The sequence below is a fragment of the Sphingobacterium sp. UBA7038 genome, from assembly GCF_002494055.1.
GTDB lineage: Bacteria > Bacteroidota > Bacteroidia > Sphingobacteriales > Sphingobacteriaceae > Sphingobacterium > Sphingobacterium multivorum.
In genome coordinates this window covers 21,873-43,916 of record NZ_DLAV01000009.1, presented here as the reverse complement: position 1 = coordinate 43,916, position 22,044 = coordinate 21,873, and the positions used below count along the sequence as shown (strand labels likewise).

15 protein-coding genes and 1 pseudogene are annotated in these 22,044 nt (G+C 41.7%); all 16 read left to right on the top strand.

What is annotated here, in order from left to right:
* The first annotated feature begins 177 nt into the window (after positions 1 to 177).
* The 16 genes and pseudogenes from B3H30_RS04330 to B3H30_RS04260 all read left to right on the top strand — a co-directional run bounded on the left by B3H30_RS04330 (position 178) and on the right by B3H30_RS04260 (position 22,007).
* A complete protein-coding gene (locus tag B3H30_RS04330) occupies positions 178 to 2,685 on the top strand; it encodes a ligand-binding sensor domain-containing protein (RefSeq protein ID WP_286833445.1) in 2,508 nt (835 codons plus the stop codon).
* Positions 2,682 to 2,753 (top strand): annotated as a pseudogene (locus tag B3H30_RS24825) (hypothetical protein); the annotation flags it as partial. The gene B3H30_RS04330 and the pseudogene B3H30_RS24825, both read left to right, overlap by 4 nt.
* 12 nt (positions 2,754 to 2,765) lie before the next feature.
* Positions 2,766 to 4,214: a hybrid sensor histidine kinase/response regulator transcription factor gene (locus tag B3H30_RS04325; protein WP_286833443.1), complete on the top strand. Its 1,449-nt coding sequence runs from the start codon at positions 2,766 to 2,768 to the stop codon at positions 4,212 to 4,214.
* 592 nt (positions 4,215 to 4,806) lie between these two features.
* Complete coding sequence (locus B3H30_RS04320) at positions 4,807 to 5,193, top strand: RidA family protein (protein WP_286833440.1); 387 nt, start codon at positions 4,807 to 4,809, stop codon at positions 5,191 to 5,193.
* Positions 5,193 to 6,164, top strand: coding sequence for a 3-hydroxyacyl-CoA dehydrogenase family protein (locus B3H30_RS04315; RefSeq protein ID WP_286833439.1), 972 nt, complete (start codon positions 5,193 to 5,195; stop codon positions 6,162 to 6,164). The genes B3H30_RS04320 and B3H30_RS04315 overlap by 1 nt, the downstream gene beginning before the upstream one ends.
* A 37-nt stretch (positions 6,165 to 6,201) precedes the next feature.
* Positions 6,202 to 7,485: an aspartate aminotransferase family protein gene (locus tag B3H30_RS04310; protein WP_286833436.1), complete on the top strand. Its 1,284-nt coding sequence runs from the start codon at positions 6,202 to 6,204 to the stop codon at positions 7,483 to 7,485.
* Positions 7,486 to 7,496: 11 nt separating this feature from the next.
* Entirely contained in the window at positions 7,497 to 8,330 is an 834-nt protein-coding gene (locus B3H30_RS04305; RefSeq protein WP_286833433.1) for a 3-hydroxyacyl-CoA dehydrogenase family protein, read from the top strand.
* Complete coding sequence (locus tag B3H30_RS04300) at positions 8,317 to 9,411, top strand: dipeptidase (protein ID WP_286833431.1); 1,095 nt, start codon at positions 8,317 to 8,319, stop codon at positions 9,409 to 9,411. Before B3H30_RS04305 ends, B3H30_RS04300 begins: the two co-directional genes overlap by 14 nt.
* Before the next feature lie 11 nt (positions 9,412 to 9,422).
* Positions 9,423 to 10,775 carry a hypothetical protein gene (locus B3H30_RS04295; protein ID WP_286833429.1) on the top strand — a complete coding sequence of 451 codons (1,353 nt, stop codon included), beginning with the start codon at positions 9,423 to 9,425 and terminating at the stop codon, positions 10,773 to 10,775.
* Positions 10,776 to 10,782: 7 nt separating this feature from the next.
* A complete protein-coding gene (locus B3H30_RS04290; protein ID WP_286833427.1) occupies positions 10,783 to 11,874 on the top strand; it encodes an alanine racemase in 1,092 nt (363 codons plus the stop codon).
* 177 nt (positions 11,875 to 12,051) lie between these two features.
* A complete protein-coding gene (locus B3H30_RS04285) occupies positions 12,052 to 15,255 on the top strand; it encodes a SusC/RagA family TonB-linked outer membrane protein (protein ID WP_286833425.1) in 3,204 nt (1,067 codons plus the stop codon).
* 20 nt (positions 15,256 to 15,275) lie between these two features.
* Positions 15,276 to 16,733, top strand: a complete 1,458-nt coding sequence (locus tag B3H30_RS04280) for a RagB/SusD family nutrient uptake outer membrane protein (protein WP_286833423.1) — start codon at positions 15,276 to 15,278, stop codon at positions 16,731 to 16,733.
* Between the two features lie 19 nt (positions 16,734 to 16,752).
* Positions 16,753 to 17,919 carry a sialidase family protein gene (locus B3H30_RS04275; RefSeq protein ID WP_286833420.1) on the top strand — a complete coding sequence of 389 codons (1,167 nt, stop codon included), beginning with the start codon at positions 16,753 to 16,755 and terminating at the stop codon, positions 17,917 to 17,919.
* Between the two features lie 92 nt (positions 17,920 to 18,011).
* Entirely contained in the window at positions 18,012 to 18,695 is a 684-nt protein-coding gene (locus tag B3H30_RS04270; protein ID WP_286833417.1) for a GDSL-type esterase/lipase family protein, read from the top strand.
* 339 nt (positions 18,696 to 19,034) lie between these two features.
* Entirely contained in the window at positions 19,035 to 20,402 is a 1,368-nt protein-coding gene (locus tag B3H30_RS04265; protein ID WP_286833415.1) for a sialidase family protein, read from the top strand.
* Positions 20,403 to 20,417: 15 nt separating this feature from the next.
* On the top strand, positions 20,418 to 22,007 hold the full coding sequence (locus B3H30_RS04260) for a beta-N-acetylhexosaminidase (RefSeq protein WP_286833413.1): 1,590 nt from the start codon (positions 20,418 to 20,420) through the stop codon (positions 22,005 to 22,007).
* Positions 22,008 to 22,044: the final 37 nt, after the last annotated feature.

The following is a 22,044-nucleotide window of genomic DNA, read 5'->3' as shown; positions in this document are numbered from 1 at the left end:
AATGTTTATAAGTTTGTTCAAAATTGGTTTTCTGTTTGTTCAAAAGTTTGCTGATTTATTCAAAATCTAGTCTGTGACAGTTTTTTTGAACAACTCTACCTTGAGTAGCGTAGAATTAATGCATATCTTTGATATAAACCAATTAATATTTAATTCCACATCGCTGAATTAACACGTATGAAACATCATACCCGATTTCTCATAATTCTTGTCCTGTTTGGCATTGCTCTTTCATGTAAAAAAACGAAAAAAGAGAGTCCCAAAGTCGATTCTGGTTATGTAATAGCCGGGGACCTTTCTAATCAGCAAATAACCGGATTTATGGAAGACAGTTTTGGTCACATCTGGATTGGAACATTTCGGGGGTTGAACAAATATAATCCACATGAATATCATCAATACTTTAACAGCGGCGATACGTTGAGCATACCCAACAATCAGATACGTTCGTTACTTAGTGACTCAAAAAAACGCTTATGGATCGGTACTGTAAGTGGTATTTGCAGGTATACTGAACAGGATTATTTTGAACGGGTACCCATTGAAGGTAACGGGCAGTATGTACAGCAGATATTGGAAAATCATGATGGTCGTCTTTTATTGAACCTTGGAATAGAGATAGCTGAATATGTACCCGGAGAGAATAAATTTCGTACAGCCATCCCGGACCTTACCGATCGGAATTCTTTTATTGTGAAGTGTTTTATAGATGGCGAAAATAATCTTTGGGTCGTTAATCCATACCTGATACGTTGCTACAATTCTACAACATTGGAATTGAAGGGCAGCTACAGTACACACGGTCAATACATACAATACGCATTTATGCGCGAAAATGGGGAAATATGGCTGACTTCCTCTAATAAGCTTTTTATTTTTGACACACGCTCTGGGAAGATGAAGGAAAAGCCCGAAGCAATACGCCATCATCCAAAATTGGCGGATGCAATAATCGAGTACATTCATCCTTACAGTTCGACAACATTGCTTCTTTATACACAAGATGGTTTCTTTCTATATGATTATGCCGAAGAGAAGGTAGTCTATCAAGATGAGGCCGGCTTTCCCTTTGAACCGCCGAAATTCAAGGTAACTTCCATGTTTACCGATTCGCAAAAAAATCTGTGGATTGGCTCTTTTGATCAGAGCTTTGTTACTTATTATAGTTACAAGGAACGTTTCAACAACAATAACTATTTGCGCACTTTTACCGAGAATCTATCGGTCACTTCCTTGAAAATGGATCATGATAACCAATTGTGGATAAACACTTCTGTTGATGGGTTATTTGTTTATGATATGGACAAAGAAGTTATAAGGTCGGTAGAAACGGAGCATTTCTTCCCGGAGAAGAAATATCTCCCCACCGAAGTGAGGTCTATTTTTGTCGACAATGAAAATAAAATATGGCTCAGTGCAAGTGCTAAAGTAATCCGTTTTCGATATGACAAGAAAAATAATAAACTGATACAGGAAAAAGCTTATTGGCTGCCGAAGGTTAAGTCGGAGTTTACGCAAGACAGCAATGGAACCATTTGGGCTGCATCCCATAGCGATGGCATATATGCATTGCGCCGGGGGGCTGAACAATTTGAGGAATTGAAGCTTTTTTCACCGAGTTTTACATTTACCAATACCCTGACGACACTTTCAACCGGAGAAATATTGGTCGGCTCTTATCCGTATAATCCGCGATTGATAGACCCGCATACATGGGAAATCAAAGAAATTGATATTTACCCGCATCTCACACCCTCAACGATGTTTATTCCGGTATGTTTTTGGGAAGATTCGCATGGAGATATCTGGATTGGCACAATTACCAATGGTATATTGCGATATTCACGTCGAACCGGCAAAATAGAAAAAATTGAAGGTGCTGCCTGCACTGATATTTCGGCGATCACAGAAGATGCGCAGGGAAATATCTGGGCAAGCACATTATATGGACTGAGCAAATATGACCGGACTATCAATAAGTTTACCAACTATTATAAGACCGACGGAATCGGCGGCAATCAGTTTAATGAACGAGCTGTATGCCGTCTTGAGGATGGAACAATTATTTTCGGCGGTACTCATGGCCTCACGTTTTTTAATCCGGTCGATGTAACTTTAAAACGGGATGTTCCGTTGCTGTTCGAGGATTTAAAAATACATAATCAGCTGATCCGTCCATTCCAAAGTGACTGTATTGATAAGAATCTTGTTTACAATCCGTCAATCCGGCTTAAGCACGATCAGAATAGTTTTGTAATTACATTTGCGGCGCTGGATTACTCTGAATACGAAAGGGTGCATTACCATTATTTAATGGAGGGGTTTGACAAACTCTGGATAGATGCTCGAAATAGCAGGGAGGCATATTACTCAAATCTCCCTGCGGGGAAATATACTTTTAAAGTCCGGATAACAAACAATGACAAGTCTATAGTAGAGGCGGAAAATGCCATATCAATTACTGTCAAACCTGCCCCTTGGGCTACGTGGTGGGCGTATATCTTATACGCTCTGGTAGTAGGAATAATTGTGCTGATCATACTTCGTTTATATAATCGTAATCAGTTGAGCAAACTGCGTACCGCACAAACCGAATTGGAGAAGGGGCAAGAGCAACGTCTAAATAAAATGAACATGAGTTTTTTTGCCAATGTTGCACAGAATTTCGTACACCACTTACGATGATTAGCGGCCCGCTAACTCATTTATATCATACGGGGGAAAATAAGCAGTTACTCTCTTTAATTCAGCGAAATGTCAACAGGATGATGAAACTGGTTAATCAACTGATGGACTTCAACAAGCTGGAGAACGATGTATTGAAGTTGAAAGTGAAACGTACTGATATCGTATCGGAACTGAAGCGTCTAGTAGAAGTGTTTGTTGTAAACGCGAATGACAAGGGGATAGTAATTAAGACTTATGGACTGGAAGATATATTTATAATGTGGTTAGATGCTGATAAGATAGAAGGGATGATAAATAACCTGATCAGCAATGCGCTTAAATTTACTCCTAGCGACGGAAGAATTGATATCGCGTTTGATGTAATTTCCCGAAATGAGGCTATGGATTTGTTTTTGTTGAACGGTGATGATATAAGCACGGAGTACGTAAAAGTGAGTGTTTCTGATTCCGGACCGGGAATTCGGGAAGAAGATCAAGAGAAAATATTTGAGCGTTATTATCAGATCGACGAACAATTGCGAGGTACTTATAACTGGGGAACAGGTATCGGACTTTATTATGCACGTCAATTGGCCAGGCTCCATCATGGATATATCAAGGCTGTTAATAAACTGAATGAGAAAGGATCCGTGTTTATTTTTATATTGCCAGTAGATAACACAACCTATCGCGAAGAAGAAAAAGATCATGAACAAATAAATCAGGAACAATCTTTCCCGCTTCAGATTAATGAACATCATCGTTCGGACGGAAAAAGTATTTCTGACCGGAAACGTTTTTCTATATTAGTAGTCGACGATGATATCGAAGTCGTGCATTATCTAAAATTACTCCTGTCACCCTATTATAATCTTATTTGTTGTTTCGATGCCGAAAATGCATATAAGGTTTTAAAGGAAGATGCAGTCGACCTGGTACTAAGTGATATCGTAATGCCCGGAACAAGTGGCTTCGATCTCTGCTATAGGGTAAAGGACGATATTCAGTTATGTCATATTCCTGTAGTATTGATAACTTCAAAAGCTACTGTAGAAGATCAGGTAACAGGTCTCAATATCGGTGCCGATGCGTATGTAACCAAGCCATTTGAACCTAATTATTTGCTGGCACTTATCAAGTCCCAACTATCAAATCGCGAAAAGATAAAGATGTTGTTGGGAAAAGCAACAAAAACGGAGAGAATTGGTGCTAATATTTTATCTCCCCAAGATAATACATTTATGACCGGTTTGTATGAATTGATGGAGAAAGAGTTGTCAAATACTGAATTAAATGTTGCGCGTATGACAGAAGTGTTAAAAATATCACGTACGAAATTTTATTACAAAGTTAAAGGACTCACAGGCGAAAACCCCAGCGTATTCTTCAGAATGTACAAGCTGAACCGTGCCGCAGAGCTACTGTCGGAGGGGAAATTTAATGTATCGGAGATCGCCGACATGACGGGTTTCAGTACGTTGTCGCATTTCTCAACAAGCTTCAAGAAGCAATTTGGTGTTTCACCGAAAGAATATGGTGAGGAATAATAGTATTGGATGTATTGCGATCTTTTATCACCTAATAATCTGAGAAAACAAATATTTCCTCTTTCAATTCGCATTAAATATTTCATCTTTATTTTTCTGTTGACCTATCTAAACTGATTCTAATATATTTGTCAATCACTTCCGTCTATCTCCAGATCATGCTTAAAATTTATCGTCCAAAATCGCTAAAATGTTTTTGCTTTGTTTTATTTTCTCAATATTTATCCTTTTGAATTATTGTCATTGTCCCCGAATCACTTCAGCATTCTGGTTGAACCATTCAGTTGGATAGTTATGGGGAAAATAATCGAAGTACTCCTCAAATCCACTATTATCCAGCATTAATTAGATTCTTAGGTTATTATCCATTCGAGTTAGACTTAACAGCATTCGAGGGCAGAATAAAGGCGTTCATATATATAAATGGTCTAAGCCGGAAGCAATTTGCTACCTTAATGAAAATCAACCCAAGAACTGCACAACAATGGGAAAAGGCGCACGCATATTATTGAAAAATAGTGTAAGTTTTAGATATAAATACATAGGTTTTGCGATTTTCTGTCCGCTAATTTTGGTTAACTAAATAGAAATTATGCAAAAGAAAAAAATTAGTCACCCAGATAGGGATTCAGCTTTTGAAACGGGAGCCTATTCAGATGCTGTTTTTGTAGGTGGGATGCTATTTGTTTCGGGACAGGCTAGTGTTGATTTTAAACAATCCAAATTTATACTGGGATCTATTGAAGAAGAAACAGAGCAGACGTTACAGAATATAAAAGCTATAGTTGAAAACGCGGGTGCTACAATGGATCAAGTTGTTAAATGTACTGTTCACCTGGCTGATATCGCCGATTTTGATCGCTTCAACACAGTATACGGACGTTATTTTACCAACATAAGGCCAGCAAGAACCACAGTTCAGTCTGTCCTTGCTGAGGGAATAAAAGTTGAGATTGATTGCATCGTATACAAGGGCTGATGAAAGAAAAATCGTTTAGGAGCAGCATTGCTGTGGTCGGATTGGGTTTAATGGGCAGCAGTATTATAGTTTCATTTTTAAAGGCCGGTTATAGGGTTGTTGCTTTGACCCCCTTGCCCGAAGAGCTTGAGATTGGTAGTAAACGGATCCAAGAACAGCTTTCTCTCTGCTGGAAGATGGGGCTTTTGCCGGAAGCATTATCCTTCTATGCGTCCCGGTATCAGGTGACAGCTGACTATAGCTTATTAAAAGGTTGTGATTTGGTCATCGAATGTGTGGTTGAAGTTGAGCTGATAAAAAAGCAGGTGTATCAGCACATCGAACGGCAAGTGAGTGTAGATACTATTATAGCAACCAACACTTCTGCGATTCCAATTAGCCACCTGCAGCAATATTTGAAATTGCCTACACGTTTTATGGGGATTCATTGGGCAGAACCAGCTTATGCCACCCGCTTTCTAGAAATTACCTGTGGCAGGGAAACCAAGGTTGAGCTCGCTGAGAGGATTAGGGATGAGGCAGAAAATTGGGAGAAAGAGCCGACGCTGTTGTACAAAGATATTCGTGGATTTATCACCAACAGATTAATGTATGCAGTCTACAGAGAAGGTTTTTCCTTAATAAATAAGGGACATATTTCCATGTCAGGTCTAGATAAGTGTTTTCAGCACGATATGGGGGCTTGGATCACAATAATGGGAATTTTTAGGCGGATGGATTTTATCGGTTTGTCAGATTATTTGAATATCTATAAACATCTGTTTCCAAAACTGGGGAATCTGCAGGGGGTACCGATGCAGATGGAGAAAATTTTGGAAAAAGGCGGGCGGGGTATTCATAATTTAACCGGGCTATACCCTCATACGGAGGCTTCAGCAAAGAAGCTGGAACAGGATTTTTCCAATTTCAATGAAGAAATATACCGATTGTCCGATAAGTATAGAAAAAAAATAAACGATCTTAATCTATAAACGGATGCATAATTATTCGTATTTAAAATCAAAGGAATTGTTAGAAAGAGCAAGCAAGGTACTTGCATCAGGCGTATCTTCCGAATTTAGAAAATATAATCATCCACATGCCTTATTTTATACCCACGGCAAAGGGTCAAAAATATACGATGTTGATGGCAATAAATATATTGATTTTACACTAAGCCAAGGGCCATTGATTCTTGGTCATTCCCATCCCGAATTACTGCGTGATATCGCCAACTACAGCGAGGTCGGGCAGTTGTTTGCCGGGCAGCATTTGCAGGAAATTGAACTGGCGGAAACGTTGAACCGCTTGATTCCCTCAGCGGAACTGATGCGGTTTTGTTTAGACGGTTCAGAAGCGGTACAGACAGCGATAAGAGTTGCACGGTCCAAGACGCAAAGGCAGCTTTTCTTGAGGTTTGAAGGTCATTACCACGGCTGGCTTGATAATGTTGCCTATGGTTTAAGCTATCCTGCAGGAGCAAATCCGGGTGCACGAGATCAACCCAATGTATTTCCCTGGAGCGCTGGTTTGGCCGAAAACAGCCGGACAGAATTTATTGTGATTCCGTGGAATGACGAGCAGATTCTTGAGGAAACGATCTTTAAATATAAGGATCAGTTAGCAGCAGTGATCTCAGAGCCTATCATGTGCAATAATGGCTGTATAATGCCTAAGAACGGCTATCTCCATAAAATGAGAGAATTGACCCAACGGTTTGGCATTGCTTTTATCATGGATGAGGTAATTACAGGTTTTCGGATGGGATTGTCCGGTGCTCAGGGCTATTTTGGTGTAGTTCCTGATATGGCAATCTTTGCTAAAGCCATGGGGTCGGGATACCCGATTTCGGCAATTGTAGGGAAAAAGGAATGGATGAATGAAATTTCTTCTGGACGAGTAATTCATGCGGGTACTATGAATGCATCAAACCCCACTGTTGCCGCCGCGCTTTCGACTATCCGTATACTGGAGAGAGATACAGCAGTTTATGTCCGCATTTTTGAATTGGGCCTAAAGCTTAAGTTAGGCCTGATCGCATTAAATAATGCCTATCAGCAAAATATGCTCGTGCAAGGACCCGGTCCCATGCTGAATACCTCATTTACAGACTTAAAAGAGGTGCATGAGTTTAGGGACGTATTACAGTCGGATAAAGCAAAACTTGGAACCTTTATCGCAAAACTTCATGACCGGGGAATACGTGTGATCGGAAGAGGATTATGGTATATTTCTGCGGCAACCTCTGAACAGGATGTAGATGCTGCACTCACCGCGGTTGAGGATGTATTTAAAGAAATGTCAATTAGCTAAAAGGATGGTGTATGTACAATGTTGAAAATCCCCGTCTTCTGGTTGCCGGATCATCTGTTATTGCCCGGGACTTTTATGACGAGCTTCGTCAGGATCAGTTGGATGTTGAATTTGTCGACGCACCTTTGCCCCTGGACTCAGCATATGATTTAATATTTGTCTTTACAGAAGATGAATTAATGGAAAAGTGTCTTTGGGTTAACAAGCTGGAAGATGCCGTTTCAGCCAAAGGTTTTATATGCGTAAATGTGGACGGGGTTGAACTCAGTGAAATTCAGGAAAAGGTGAATGCGGAGGTCGTAGGTGTCAACTTCTGTTATCCCGTCACAGCTTCACCGTTTATGGAAATTATTGAAACCAAACATAATCAGGCCGGGTACGTTGAAGGACTCTTTAACTGGGCAAAGCAACGGTTGAAGAAGGATCCCTATATCGTTAAGGGTGGCATCAGTGTCAGGGCGTATATGCTGGCGGCAATGGCGCGGGAAGCATTCTATTTGGTTGATAAAGGTTATGCGAGTGTAGAGAGTATAGACCGGGCTTGCCGAAACGATGCGGGCTACTATCTCCCTTTTACGGGCAACTACCTGTATATGGACCTGATGGGAACGGTTGCCTATGCTATGGTCATGAAGGATCTCAATCCCGAGTTATCCAATAGTCAGGATGTACCTGATTGGTTCGAGCGTATGGTCCAAAATGGCGAGACTGGTATGAAAAGTCTTTCCGGCCTGTATAAATATAAGGAGGGGGATCTGGAGAAATGGGAATTTATTGTCAGGGGTTTTTCTAAAGAGATAAATACGCTAATAACCAAATATAAAAAGGAATATGCAGAGGGATAATCACAATCAGCGATTCTTGGTGGATGCGCACCTAGATCTGGCTATGAACGCTATGGAATGGAATAGAGACCTTACGCAACCCTTGGACGCAATTCGGAAGCGTGAATTATTTAAACCAGATAAAGCGGATCGTGGGAATGGTACGGTATGCTTTCCGGAGTTGCGAAAAGGAAATATAGGTCTGGTGGTCGCTACCCAGTTGTCCAGAGTATCCCCTGTGGGATCGAAATTGCCGGGATGGCATTCTCCACAACAAGCGTGGGCAATGACTCAGGCGCAATTGCTTTGGTACAAAGAGATGGAGAAGCTTGGAGAAATGAAAATGATCCAGGATAAATCCGAACTTGAAGAGCATTTGAACTACTGGAATGATGGGAGCCCGAATACGGACAAGGCGATAGGCTATATCTTAAGTTTGGAAGGGGCAGATTCTTTGGTGAATGTTGACTATCTGCATGAGGCCCATGCCTATGGTTTACGTGCTGTGGGGCTGTCTCATTTCGGTCCGGGCCGTTATGCGCCGGGCACAAAGATGACAGGGCGTCTGGAACCGGCAGCTCATGAGCTTTTAAAGGAGATGGGACGGCTTAATATGATATTGGATGTGACACACCTGACAGATGAAGGGTTTGAAGAGGTGATGGACATATATGAAGGACCTCTTTGGGCTTCACATCATAATGTCAGGAAGATCGTGCCGAATCAAAGGCAGCTATCCGATGAACAGATAAAAAAATTGGTGGCCCGTGGAGCCGTTATCGGCGGGATGCTGGACTGCTGGGCAATGGATATCCGATTCATTGATGCGGTTTCTGATCCTTGGCAACTGGATATTAAAATGCAGCAACTGGTAGATCATTGGGATCATATTTGTCAGATAGCGGGAAATGCGCAAAACATTGGTATAGGATCTGATTTGGATGGTATATTTGGGACGGAGCAGTGTCCATGGGACTTAAACAGTATTGCAGATCTACAAAGATTAGACGATATTTTATCTGGAAAAGGATATTCCGATGCGGATATAGACCGTATTTTTCATGGCAATTGGTTATCTTTTCTAAGAAATAACTTAAGTTAACACCGAAGATTATGTTATATGCGAATGCAGATCAAATAGACATCACACCTTCATTGGGAACGGTGATTAATGGAGAGTTTACCTGTCGATACGCGAGTAAAATAGCAGACCCATTATATGCTAAAGCTATTTATCTCCGATACGAAAATGTGAGAATACTATTGATTGTCGTTGATATCTGTGTCATGAAACGTGAATTTCTTGACCCGATTAAAGCAGAAATTGAGCAGAGGATCGGTATTCCTGTCTCAAATCAGCTGATTTCGAGCACACATTCACATTCCACGGGAGCAGTCGCCGATCTTTTATTGGCACATGCTGACCTTGCATACCGGCAGCAGCTAGCAAAAAAGCTGGTCGAGCTGGCCGAAATGGTAAGTGAAGGTCCAAAAGCGGCTAAAGTTGCATTTGGTCGGGTCCAAAAGCCCGAACACGTCACCTGTAGGCGCTATAAGATGGACAGCTCCTATCGGGCAGTAAACCCAGTGTCCGGCACCTTGGATCAGGTGAAAACAAATCCTTTCGGTGCAGAACAAAATATTATCGGAAGGAATTCGGTTCCCGATGGTGAACTCAGTTTTATCGCTATACAGACCTTATCGGGGGAATGGCTTGCCATATTGGCAAATTATGGCCTTCACTATGTGGGAGACTGTCCCCGCAATGTGATTTCTGCGGATTACTTCGGATACTTCGCTACCGCCGTTCAACAGCAGTTAGACGCTAAAGACTTGGTGGTTCTTATGAGCAATGGAACCAGTGGTGAGGTAAATATCTGGGATTTTATAGATGAAGACCGATATCCCAAAAAAGACCATGCCAAAAGCAAATTTATAGCCGATGATCTTGCTGCGGCGCTAAAGGGGCAGCTAAAGCATTTGGTGTGGGATGAAGACCCCGATCTTCGATGCAGCGCTACCGATATTGAGCTCCGTAAGCGGCCCATTCCGGGATTATTGCTTGAAAAAGCAAAATCGGTGGTAGAGCGTACCGATTATGAGGAGTTGACTTACCTGGATGAAGATCTTTATGAAAAGGTATATGCCCGTGAACAGGTGCTTTTGGAAGCGTATCCGGATTCGGTTCTGTTTCCGATCCAAACTTTCAAAATAGGAGGTACGCTGATCGGAGCACTCGGCGGAGAGTTTTTCGCGGCTACAGGCCTGGATTTAAAATCATTATTCCCCCAGTATTTTACCATATCGATGGCGAATGATTATGTAGGATATGTCCCGCCATCCCATGAATTTGATTTTGGGGGTTATGAAACCTGGCGGGCAAGATCTTCATTCTTAGAGGAACAGGCAGAGGACCGCATTAAAAATAGTCTGGTCCAACTTTTGGAAACCCATCATAGAAGTTAAGCTGAAGATGGAAACTTATAAGCTGCTAGACGAAGCTTCTATGCTGACACCTAATATTTTGCTTTACCCAAAGCTGGTTGAAGCAAATATAGCGATGGCTCTGAAAAATTGTAGGGCTGAAAATCTAAGACCACATATCAAGACGATCAAATGCAGGGAACTTGTCGGACTCCTATTGAAAGCAGGAATTACCAAGTTTAAATGTGCAACGATTAAAGAAGCTGAGCTGCTTGCTGAAATATCGGCGGGTGAAGTACTACTTGCCTATCCACTTGTGGGGGCTAACGTTTCGGCGTTCTTGGATCTTGTCGTTTTGTTTCCCCGAACAAAATTTCAAGTATTGGTAGATTCCGTTTACTGTGTACAAGTTCTTAATGAACAAGCTGCTGTTAGAGGAGTTTATATCGATGTGTTTATTGATCTTAATTTGGGGATGAACAGAACGGGGGTTGTTGTGGATGAAGGGTTTGACTTCGGTTTACAAGTTTCGAAATTTTCGAATTTGAATGTTGTCGGGCTGCACGGCTATGACGGCCATATTCAAGACTACGGTCTTAATGAGAGATTTAGAAAAGTGAAACCGCTACTTGAACAGGTACTCCAATTGTATAAACAGTTACAGGAGGCACTGTACCGCAAGCTAAAACTTGTGCTGGGCGGTGCCAATACATTTCCTATATATAGAGCATTGTCGTTCGTGGAATGTAGTCCCGGTACCTTTATGTTGTGGGATTGGGGGTATGCTTCTATCCTAAAAGAACAGCCCTTCCACTTTGGCGCAGTGCTGGTATCAAGGGTGATTTCCAAACCAGCTCACGCATTACTATGCCTCGATCTGGGGCATAAAGCCATAGCCGCTGAGAACGCCATAGAAAGAAGGATGCATTTCCTTGGACATGAGGATTGGAAAGCCGTTTCCCAATCGGAAGAACACCTCATTGTTGAAGTTCCAGAACCTGAATGGGACAACGTTAATGTTGGTGAGATGCAGTATATTATTCCATATCATATCTGTCCCACAGTAGCTAAATACCCAAGATTCCAAGTAATAAAAGCGGGGAAATTTGCTGGGGAATGGGTGATAGCACAGCGATATTGAATAAGTAAATCATCGTGAAATATTGTATAGCTATTGTACATGAAAGTAGTAGTGACAGAAGAAATCATAAGCTACCTTTGAACCAAGATAAGGTGTCTTTTTGTCCTTTTATAACCGACTAATATGATGATAAAATTTTCAGTGAAAGCAACCGAGTTCTCGTTTCAATGTTGCAAAATGCTAAAGAAACACAACAGTTTGTTTCGAATTATGATGTTAATGGTGTTTTTGTGTATGTGTAGTCCATTGTCTGCCCAACAGAAGGTAAATGGCTATGTAAGGGATTCAAAAAATAATCCTTTAATTGGAGTAACGGTATCGTTAAAAAATACATCCATTTCTGAAAAAACGGATAATATGGGCTTCTTTGGAATTACGGTTGGGGATCTAAACAGAGATACGTTAATTTTTAACAGTATTGGTTTAGAAACGCTAATAGTGGGGATAAATGGGCGGTCTATGTTGCAAGTCGTAATGAAGGAGTCGAAGCAGAAGCTAGAGGAGGTACTGGTCATTGGATATGGATCCCAGTCGCGGGAATCACTGACGACCGCTATCTCTAAATTGGATGATAAAGTGTTGGAAAATGTATCTTATGCAAACCCAGCTTCGGCCTTACAAGGGACAGTATCTGGTGTTCGGGTGCAGAGTACTTCTGGGCAACCCGGAGCAGCACCCCGGGTAATCGTACGTGGTGGAACTTCCATCAATAATCCAAATGGCGCTGCTCCGCTTTATATCATTGATGGTGTTATCCGTTCTAATATGAATGATATTAATGCGGATGATATCGCTTCGATGCAAGTTTTGAAAGATGCGGCATCTACCGCTATTTATGGTGCTCGCGGTTCAAACGGGGTTGTTATTATTACGACAAAATCAGGTACGGCAAACCGTACAAGTATTGACTACTCTTATAATCTTTCTTTGGCTACAGTAGGGAAAACCTATGATATGGCTTCGGCACATGACTATATTTATTATGGAAGACTCGGTGCATTGGTTGCCGAAAGAAAGGTGCCCGGATCTATTCGTATCCTCACGGAACCCGGTGGTTTTGGTATAGGCAATGACTTAACGAAAAACACTGGCTTCACGACACAATATCTGAATGATGCGAACCGACATAAGCTGAATGAAGGCTGGCAATCCATGCCGGATCCTATCGATCCCAGCAAAACAATCATCTATCAGGAGACAGATTGGCAGGATGTGTTGTTCCAGCGAAGCATTTCCCATGATCATCATCTTGCTGTATCGGGCGGAGGTGATAAAGCCACATTTAATGGTAGTATAGGCTATATGAAAAACAATGGTATCGCCATAACGACATTCTATGACCGCTTATCAGCCAATTTGAGCTCGGATTTGAAAGTTAATGACAAGTTGGATGTGAACGGTAAAATGCTGTATACTTATTCAACCAATAACAGTGTCTACAGTGATACGGAGTTGTTTTTTCGGGCGGCTGGATTAGCCCCAACGGCAAAATATGTTTTTGAGGATGGAACCTTGGCGCCTGGTGCTGGGCGAAACACGGGGAATCCTATCTATTATCTTAATAAACGGGATAATAAAAATACAAGCGAGAACTTGAGCCTATCGCTTGCTGCAGATTGGCGTCCACTAAATGGTTTGACTATTTCACCGCAAGCTTCATTGTACAAAATAGCTGGCGATAACTATGCGTTTATTCATTCTTATACCAACGGTGTGAACAACGTTAATACAACAAGACCCGCATCCTCGGCTTACAATAAGACTATACAGACGCAGGCAGACTTGGCGGCCAACTATACCAAGAGTTGGGACGGACATAGCGTAGACCTAATGGGAGGATTCTCTTATTTTAAACGCTACATATTTGGATTAAGTGCGTCAGGACAAGGGGCCGCGACAGATTTGATCCCTACGCTGAATGCTTCTTCTATGCCTGTAAGCGTGGGCGGAAACGAAAGTGTATTTGCTATGGTAGGATACTTCGCAAGAGCAAACTACAACTATCAGCAGAAGTATTTACTTTCGCTAACCGCCCGTTATGACGGGGCATCTAACTTGGGGCAGAATCATAAATGGGGTTTTTTCCCAGGTGTATCTGCTGGATGGAATATGCATAAGGAACCGTTTTTCTCCTCTATTAGACCAGTCGTATCCCAGTTGAAATTGCGGATGAGCTATGGCGTGAATGGAAATATTTCGGGACTGTCTGATTTCCACGCACAGGGAGCCTATGTTGTCGGGAGCCGATATCAAGGGGAGTCGGCCGTTGAAAACTCGGTCTTGGCCAATCCTAACTTGAAATGGGAACAGTCCAATACCTTTGACCTGGGGCTCGATTTAGGCTTAGTCGACAACCGCTTTACATTCTTGTTTGATTATTATAATCGCAAGACCAATGATCTGATAACGAATCTGACCTTGCCGCCATCTACTGGATTTTCTAGTATATCGACCAATCTGGGAAGCTTGCAGAATAAAGGGGTCGAATTAGAGTTTAATGCTGGACTAACACCGCGTAATGCCGCAGTGAGATGGGATCTTGGGTTTAATGTTTCGACTACCAAAACCAAAATTTTAAAATTGCCTGAAAATGGTGCTAAAAATAATCGGGTAGGAGGTATCTACGCATGGGATGCCAGCATAGGTGCTTATAACTGGCTAGGTGGCCTTCAGGAAGGGGGGCGTATCGGCGATTTTTATGCATGGCAACAGGCTGGTATCTACTCAACCGATGAAGAAGCAAAAAATGCACCGGTGGATCTAACGATGCCATTTGCCGATAAAACGAAATACGGGGGTGACGTCAATTACTTGGATTTAGACGGTAACGATACCTTGGATACTCGGGATTTAGCTTATCAAGGCAATCCTTATCCTACACTTACGGGCGGTTTCTCGACATCAGTATCGTACAAGGGTATTTCGCTATATGTGCGCATGGATTACACCAAAGGGCATACGATTTACAATTATGCGAAGATATTTTTGAGCGGTATGTGGGCTCCGCATCTAAATATCCCACAAGAGATGATAGAGCGCGGCTGGAAGGAACCTGGAGATCGGGCAGATAGACCGCAATATGTACCTGGTACCGCAAACTATAGCTATTGGCGAGGAAGTGCCTATCATTTGACGTCGACAAACTCTGAGTTTTATGAGCGAGCAGATTACCTATCACTCCGTGAGGTGACATTGAGCTATAAGTTCCCATCGTCATGGGCAAATAAAATCAAAATGAAGAACCTGAGAATGAATATTACAGGTAGCAACTTGTATTACTTTACCAAATACACCGGTATGAATCCAGAAGACGGTGGTACTGACCAGGGAAGATACCCAATACCACGTAATATTTCATTTGGTCTAAAAGCATCCTTTTAATAAACACAAAATCGCACGTTATGGAAACGAAACATATAATAACATTTTCCTTATTGGCCATTACACTTTCCTTCTCCTCCTGTAACAGCGCTTTGGATCTGGATCCGACAAGTGTGATTACAAATGCGTCTTTCTGGAAAAGTGAGGACGATGCAAAAGGAGGACTTACAGCACTGTATGTAAAACAAAGGGCCTTAGCAAATTTTAATTTGTTTGTTTGGGGAGAGGCGCGCAGCGAAGTGATGGAATGGAGTAAGATAAGTGGTACACTAGACTACGACCGATATTACCTGAATACGTTGAACCGTACGTCTGCGGGGCCAAGCTGGCAGTCGGTGTACTCTGCTATCAATGATGCCAATTTGATTCTAAAGTATGTACCCGGCATTAGCTTTAGTAGCGAGCAAGATAAAAAAAATATTCTTGCGCAAGCATTTGCTTCACGGGCTTTCCTGTACTTTGTTTTGGCACGAACGTGGGGAGAGGTACCTATACGTACCGAGCCCGTGGAGGGCGCGTCACCAGATGTTATCCACAAACCCAGAGCAGCGCAGTCTGACGTGTTTTCGCTAATAAAAAATGATATTAACGAGGCCGATAAACTATTTGCGAATTACTCATTTATTAGGAATCGAAATTACTGGTCTAAAGCCGCTGTGCAGGCCCTAAAAGCTGACGTGTATTTATGGACCGCGAAAAAATTGGACGGTGGTGCTACAGACTACCAGGAAGTAATAAAGGCATGTGAGGAAGTGGAAAAAGCTGATGTCAGTCTACTCGCTAACTTCGCAGATCTATTTAAATATGCTAACAAGAATAATAAGGAGGTAATTTTTGCGATTGGCAATAAGGAACTGGAAGTAGGTGGAAATTATTTTTCTAATATGTACTCTGCACGCTTAGCGTCAGATGTAGATCCTCAGACGGGCGAAGTAATTGGCCAAGTGGCTGGAGGAATCGTGTGGACGGTTACTGAATTGGTAAAAAATCAGTTTAATCCAGCAGATAAAAGGCGTAATGCCTCCTTTATGGAATGGCCGTCGACTCCTGCATACCCTACTATGATTATTAAAGGCAGGGGTACGCTTGTGTCAGGTCTACGGCATTTTACAAGCGATTTTGTCATTTATCGACTGGCAGATGTTATACTGATGAAGGCAGAGGCAAAGAATGCCTTGGATCTTGATCCATCGGAAGAGATGAACCGAATCCGGAAAAGGGCCTTTGATATGCGTTTCGACGAGTTTAGGTTTGTGCATACAGATAAGATAAAGAATGATGAGTTGATTCTCAAGGAAAGACTGCTAGAACTTGTATTCGAAGGTAAGCGTTGGTGGGATTTGGTACGTTTTGGAAAAACGTTTGAACTGGTGCCTACTTTGTCTGGTCGGGCTTCGGAGAAGCACCTAGAATATTTCCCAATCTCCGAGCAGGTGCTGAGTTTGGAACCGCAAGTGATACAAACACCGGGATATTAATTTAAAAATGATTGTAAAAATGAAAAAAATATTTCATTCGCTACTGACCATTGCTATACTCTCTATCGGGTCAGGATATGCCCAGCAAGCAAGGAAAGGGGCTACGAAGATCAAGGATATCGTTATTTATGAAGATAGCTTATTTTACGCGGCTTTTCCTTCGATTGTTAAAACAAAGGATAATTCTTTTCTACTGGCGTTCAGAAGGGCTCCCGAACGTCGGGTTTTTGGAGAAAGTCATACCATGCATGTCGATCCCAATAGCTATCTAGTACAGCTTTCGTCCAAAGATGGTGAAGAATGGCCGACAGATCCGAAGTTATTATATGCACACGCATTTGGTGGATCGCAGGATCCTTGTTTACTGCGACTACGGGATGGCACGCTCTTGTGCGCGAGCTATGGATGGTCTTTTTTGAGAGACGATGGTCTAAAGAAATTAAAAGGAATCCATTTTCAGTCGAGTGACGGGACTTTTTTAGGGGGTTATCTACTTTCATCCAATGATAATGGAAAGACTTGGCAAGGACCTATATATCCACCTGCCATCTCGCAGGAGGTTCATCATGACATGTACGGCAAAAAAGTACCTGTGTATAACAGAGGAGCAATGGTTGAAGGTAAGAGCGGTCGTCTATATTGGGTAGTTGCCGCTACAGACAATGCGCAGTCCAAAAAGACATCTAACTACCTGATGGTATCGGATGATAAGGGGAGAAGTTGGAATTATCTTTCCGTGGTAGCAGAAGACCCTAAAATATCATTTAATGAGACTTCTATTTATGAAACACCAAAGGGGGCTCTGGTTGCTTTTCTTCGTACAGCAGATTACAATGATCATGCTTGTATCGCGAGGTCTACAGATGGCGGAAAGACATTCAAATGGAAAAGTATGGGGTTTAAAGGACACCCGTTACAGGCACTTCGGTTACCTGACGATAGGGTCATGATTGTGTATGGATACCGACACAAGCCATACGGTATACGTGCTCGGATTCTGAATGCCGAATGTACAGATTTTGAAAGTTCGGGAGAGATCGTGATCCGCGAAGATGGCGGTTCTGGTGATATCGGTTACCCGTGGGCTGTTATGCTGGATAGTAATAGGGTTTTGGTAACTTATTACTTTAATAAAAACAACGGCACGCGATATATTGCAGGAACCATATTACAATTGCAAAAATAGAGTATCCATGTTATGAACATATGAATTAGGAAGCTGCATCGGATGAATAATCCTGCAGCTTTTTGTTTATTCATTTAAAAAAAACATCGAACATGTGTAGAGTATATAACGTTTTAAAGGCCCTTTTATTGGTGGTAAAGATTATTCCTATTGTGGGCTTTTCACAACAGGTGGACAGTCTGCGAACACCAGAAATATTTTCTAGTCAGATAGCCATGTTTAATGGCATGCCAATGGATACGGAAAGTGTCGTTTTTTTGGGAAATAGTATTACGTTTTGGGGCAACTGGACCGAACGTTTGCAAAATATGACGGTTAAAAATAGGGGAATAGCGGGGGATAATACCTATGGGGTATTGGAACGACTGGATGGTATTTTGGTGCATAAACCCAAGCTTATCTTTTTAATGATCGGTGTTAATGATCTTGCACAGGGATTTCCGGATGAGCTTATTGTTCACAATATTAATAAAATAGTTGACCGTATACAGCAGCAAAGTCCTACAACTGAACTGGTCCTACAAAGTCTTCTACCTGTAAATCCAACAATGGGTAAGCTGAGTAGCCACACGCAACATGCGGGACGTATACCTGGTTTGAATTGCATGTTGAAGGGAATAGCAAAAACGAAAGGCGCTCATTATTTGGATCTCTACTCGCAGTTTGTGGATTCGGATGGCTATTTACGTAAGAACCTGACTTGGGATGGTGTGCATCTCACAGAAGAGGGGTATAAAATATGGGTTAAAATGTTGAAGTGTACCTATTTTTTTTAAATATTATTCGGTTTTTTGTTCGATTTAGGTTTAAAACATCTCTGATATAAATAATATTTTCAATTGAAATATTGTATATGTATCCTATATGAAAGTACTAGTGTAAAAGAGGTAAAGCGCTTTATATTTGGGTGTTACGAAATGAATAGTTTAAGCAGTGATGCTAAAATGGAAAAATAACCAAACTTAAATTTATGAGACAATTATCTAAACCTAGTATTTTTTTGACGTTTAGTTTGATGTTTCTTTTTATGCTGTTAGCTCCGATTCTGGGGGCACAGAAGGTCTCATACGCAAGGCTATCAAAGTTAGAAAAGTGACTGTAAAAACTATATATTGATGAAAAAGATAAGATTTAAAAAGGTAGGAGATTCAGCTGTTTTCCTTGGTTTATCTACTTGTATACTATCCGCCTGTATATCTTCTCACCATGCTGTTCAGGTAAATCACAATAACCTAGACAAAACGAAGGGGAAGTTAAAAGAAGGTATCGCGGCATATGGCAAGTCTCAATTTATCTATAGAAAAAATAAGAAGTCCTATTTTAAAGTTGACTTTGGCGAACCGATTGTCGTTGCCTTGGCCGATAGGTCATACGGGTGGGGATTTTTTCAATTTCCATCGTTATACCGAACTGATGGCGGGCAGATCGTAGCACAATGGAATATGGGGGCCGACCATGCTGAAAGCTACGGTAAGGGCGGAGCGGGTTATGCTATTTCAAAAGATAATGGAAGAACTTGGGAAATAGTAGAACGGCCGCCCGTAGGGGGGGGCGTGGCTGTAGGGAATGGCGAATTCATTAGTATACATACTCCGGTAGCGCTACCTCTAAAAGACCTGAATCTTCCTTTGCCGTTGGCTACGGCAAAGGAAGATTATGGGCGAACATTTCGATTTTGGGATATAAAGGACCTACCCAACGAGGTTCAAGGTATTTATATCAACAGAAGGAAGCAAGGTGATGCGAGATGGGCGCTGGAACACAATGCATTAAATGAAAGGAATCTGGTACGTTATTCGGACGATAATCTGCTTCCCTTGGTGTGGTGGGGGGATATGAAAGTGCTAAAAAATGGCATCGTTGTAGCTGGGGTGTATCCCGGATTTACACAGATAGATGGAAAGGTTCCTCCTTCGGATGTGCCTTTTTATAGCTCGTCGGATCGAGGAAGAAGCTGGAACTTTATAGGACGTATACCGTATGCCTATGATGAGGTATTGGATCCAAAAGGTGGAGAGCGAAAAGCCTTGGGCTATACGGAACCCACATTCGAGGTTTTGAAAAACGGAGATTTCGTGGCCGTGATGCGCACAACAGACGGCTTAGGAAATAGCCCCATGTATATCAGTAGATCGACCGATAACGGCCAACATTGGTCAACTCCGGTAGCATTTACAAAAAATGGTGTATTGCCGAAGTTGAGGCAACTCGGAAATGGGGAGCTGGTATTGGCATCAGGAAGACCGGGCCTACAGCTAAGATTTGCGTTGGACAAAAGCGGTAACGACTGGTCTGATCCTTTCGAAATGCTACCTATAGACGCCGGTATTCATGAAAATAAAATTTCCTGTAGTTATCCTGAAATTTTGCGTTTAGACGACCAGTCTTTTTTATTGATTTATAGTGATTTTCTGCACAAAAATGATAATGGAGAGGTTAGAAAGGCGATTAAAGTGCGTAAAATCGTAGTTAAAAGAATATAAATAAATAACCATGTTATGATTGAATTGAAAAGTCTTTTTGTAATTGTAAGCTGTCTTTTGTCAGGTACAATAGCGTTTGCACAATCGAATTTGTCATTAGTGCCTTTTCCAAAGGAAGTGGTTGTTAAGGCAGGAGGTGTAGATATGGCAAAGGGGGTGCATATCGATGTGCCCCAAAGCGTGGAGCAGTTAGTTCAAACGGGCCTAAGGGATAGGTTGGGTTGGAAAATCACCAAAAGCGGAATTCCACTTAAAATGATGTTGGCTGTTGGGGACAGCGATCACCCGGAATCATATAAAATCCGTGTTAATACTTCAGGAATCTATATAGAAGCTCCTCAGGAAGCGGGACTAATATACGGTTTGCAGACCTTACTACAATTGGGGATTCAATATACCGATCGGCTACCAATTCTGGAAATTAAGGACGAGCCTCGTTTTTCCTGGAGAGCATACATGCTGGATGAAGGTCGGTACTTTCAAGGAAAGGAGGCTGTTTTAAAGTTATTAGATGAAATGGCTTTGTTAAAAATGAATGTTTTCCATTGGCATCTCACAGATGACGCAGGGTGGCGTATTGAGATTAAAAAATATCCACTGCTTACAAAGGTCGGCAGCAAACGAGATAGTTCGCAAATCAATGTTAATGGAAAGAAATGGGAAAGTAAGATTTATGATGGACGGGTGCATGCGGGCTATTATACACAAGAGGAGATTAAAGAGATAGTCGCCTATGCTAAAGCTCGCAATATAACTATCGTTCCGGAAATTAATATGCCTGGGCATGCTTCTGCCGCGGTAGCCAGTTACCCATGGTTAGGCACTTCAAAGGAAAAGATTAAGGTACCCACAAAATTTGGTGTCGTAACTACCGTTTTTGATGTTTCTGACCCGAAAGTTATTCAATTTTTGCATGAAGTGCTAGAAGAAGTGGCGGGGCTATTTCCTGGAGAGGTAATCCATATTGGCGGTGATGAGGTAAAATACGATCAATGGAAGGAGTCCGCTTCCATTAATGCATATATGGGAGCGAATAACTTAGCAGATTTCAGTGATTTGCAGGTTTTTTTTACCAATAATATTTCCAACTTTATCGAAAAGAGTCTGAATCGGCGGACGATGGGATGGAACGAAATCATGGGACTAAGGACACATGCCTACCAAAATGCTAAAAATGCAACTACTCAACTTTCGAAAAATGCCATTATTCATTTTTGGAGGGGTACGACAAAAGACTTTGATACAGCATTAGCCCGTGGCTACCAGATTGTAAACTCAAACCATGCAGAAACATATATAGACTATACCTATAAGGAAATCGGTCTGAGTAAGGCCTACCAATTTGATCCAGTTCCAGATGGGCTGGATAGCATAAAACAAAAAAATATCATTGGTCTGGGATGTCAGATGTGGGGAGAATGGACGCCCAGTTTTAATGAGGTAACCTATCAAACTTTTCCGCGTATTGCTGCCTACGCAGAGACCGCATGGTCTCCCCCTCAAACCAAGGACTATAACAGGTTCATAAAGAACCTTCTCCCTTTATTCCAACATTGGAAACAAAAAGGGTATCATATACCGGATAAGAGCGAATGGGGTCTGTGAAGTTCAAATAATTGTTATAACGATGCCTACTTTAAAT

Coding starts and splice junctions, on each gene's coding strand:
- B3H30_RS04330 (WP_286833445.1), top strand. CDS start 178: ATGAAACATCATACCCGATTTCTCATAATTCTTGTCCTGTTTGGCATT.
- B3H30_RS04325 (WP_286833443.1), top strand. CDS start 2,766: ATGATGAAACTGGTTAATCAACTGATGGACTTCAACAAGCTGGAGAAC.
- B3H30_RS04320 (WP_286833440.1), top strand. CDS start 4,807: ATGCAAAAGAAAAAAATTAGTCACCCAGATAGGGATTCAGCTTTTGAA.
- B3H30_RS04315 (WP_286833439.1), top strand. CDS start 5,193: ATGAAAGAAAAATCGTTTAGGAGCAGCATTGCTGTGGTCGGATTGGGT.
- B3H30_RS04305 (WP_286833433.1), top strand. CDS start 7,497: ATGTACAATGTTGAAAATCCCCGTCTTCTGGTTGCCGGATCATCTGTT.
- B3H30_RS04300 (WP_286833431.1), top strand. CDS start 8,317: ATGCAGAGGGATAATCACAATCAGCGATTCTTGGTGGATGCGCACCTA.
- B3H30_RS04295 (WP_286833429.1), top strand. CDS start 9,423: ATGTTATATGCGAATGCAGATCAAATAGACATCACACCTTCATTGGGA.
- B3H30_RS04290 (WP_286833427.1), top strand. CDS start 10,783: ATGGAAACTTATAAGCTGCTAGACGAAGCTTCTATGCTGACACCTAAT.
- B3H30_RS04285 (WP_286833425.1), top strand. CDS start 12,052: ATGCTAAAGAAACACAACAGTTTGTTTCGAATTATGATGTTAATGGTG.
- B3H30_RS04280 (WP_286833423.1), top strand. CDS start 15,276: ATGGAAACGAAACATATAATAACATTTTCCTTATTGGCCATTACACTT.
- B3H30_RS04275 (WP_286833420.1), top strand. CDS start 16,753: ATGAAAAAAATATTTCATTCGCTACTGACCATTGCTATACTCTCTATC.
- B3H30_RS04270 (WP_286833417.1), top strand. CDS start 18,012: ATGTGTAGAGTATATAACGTTTTAAAGGCCCTTTTATTGGTGGTAAAG.
- B3H30_RS04265 (WP_286833415.1), top strand. CDS start 19,035: ATGAAAAAGATAAGATTTAAAAAGGTAGGAGATTCAGCTGTTTTCCTT.
- B3H30_RS04260 (WP_286833413.1), top strand. CDS start 20,418: ATGATTGAATTGAAAAGTCTTTTTGTAATTGTAAGCTGTCTTTTGTCA.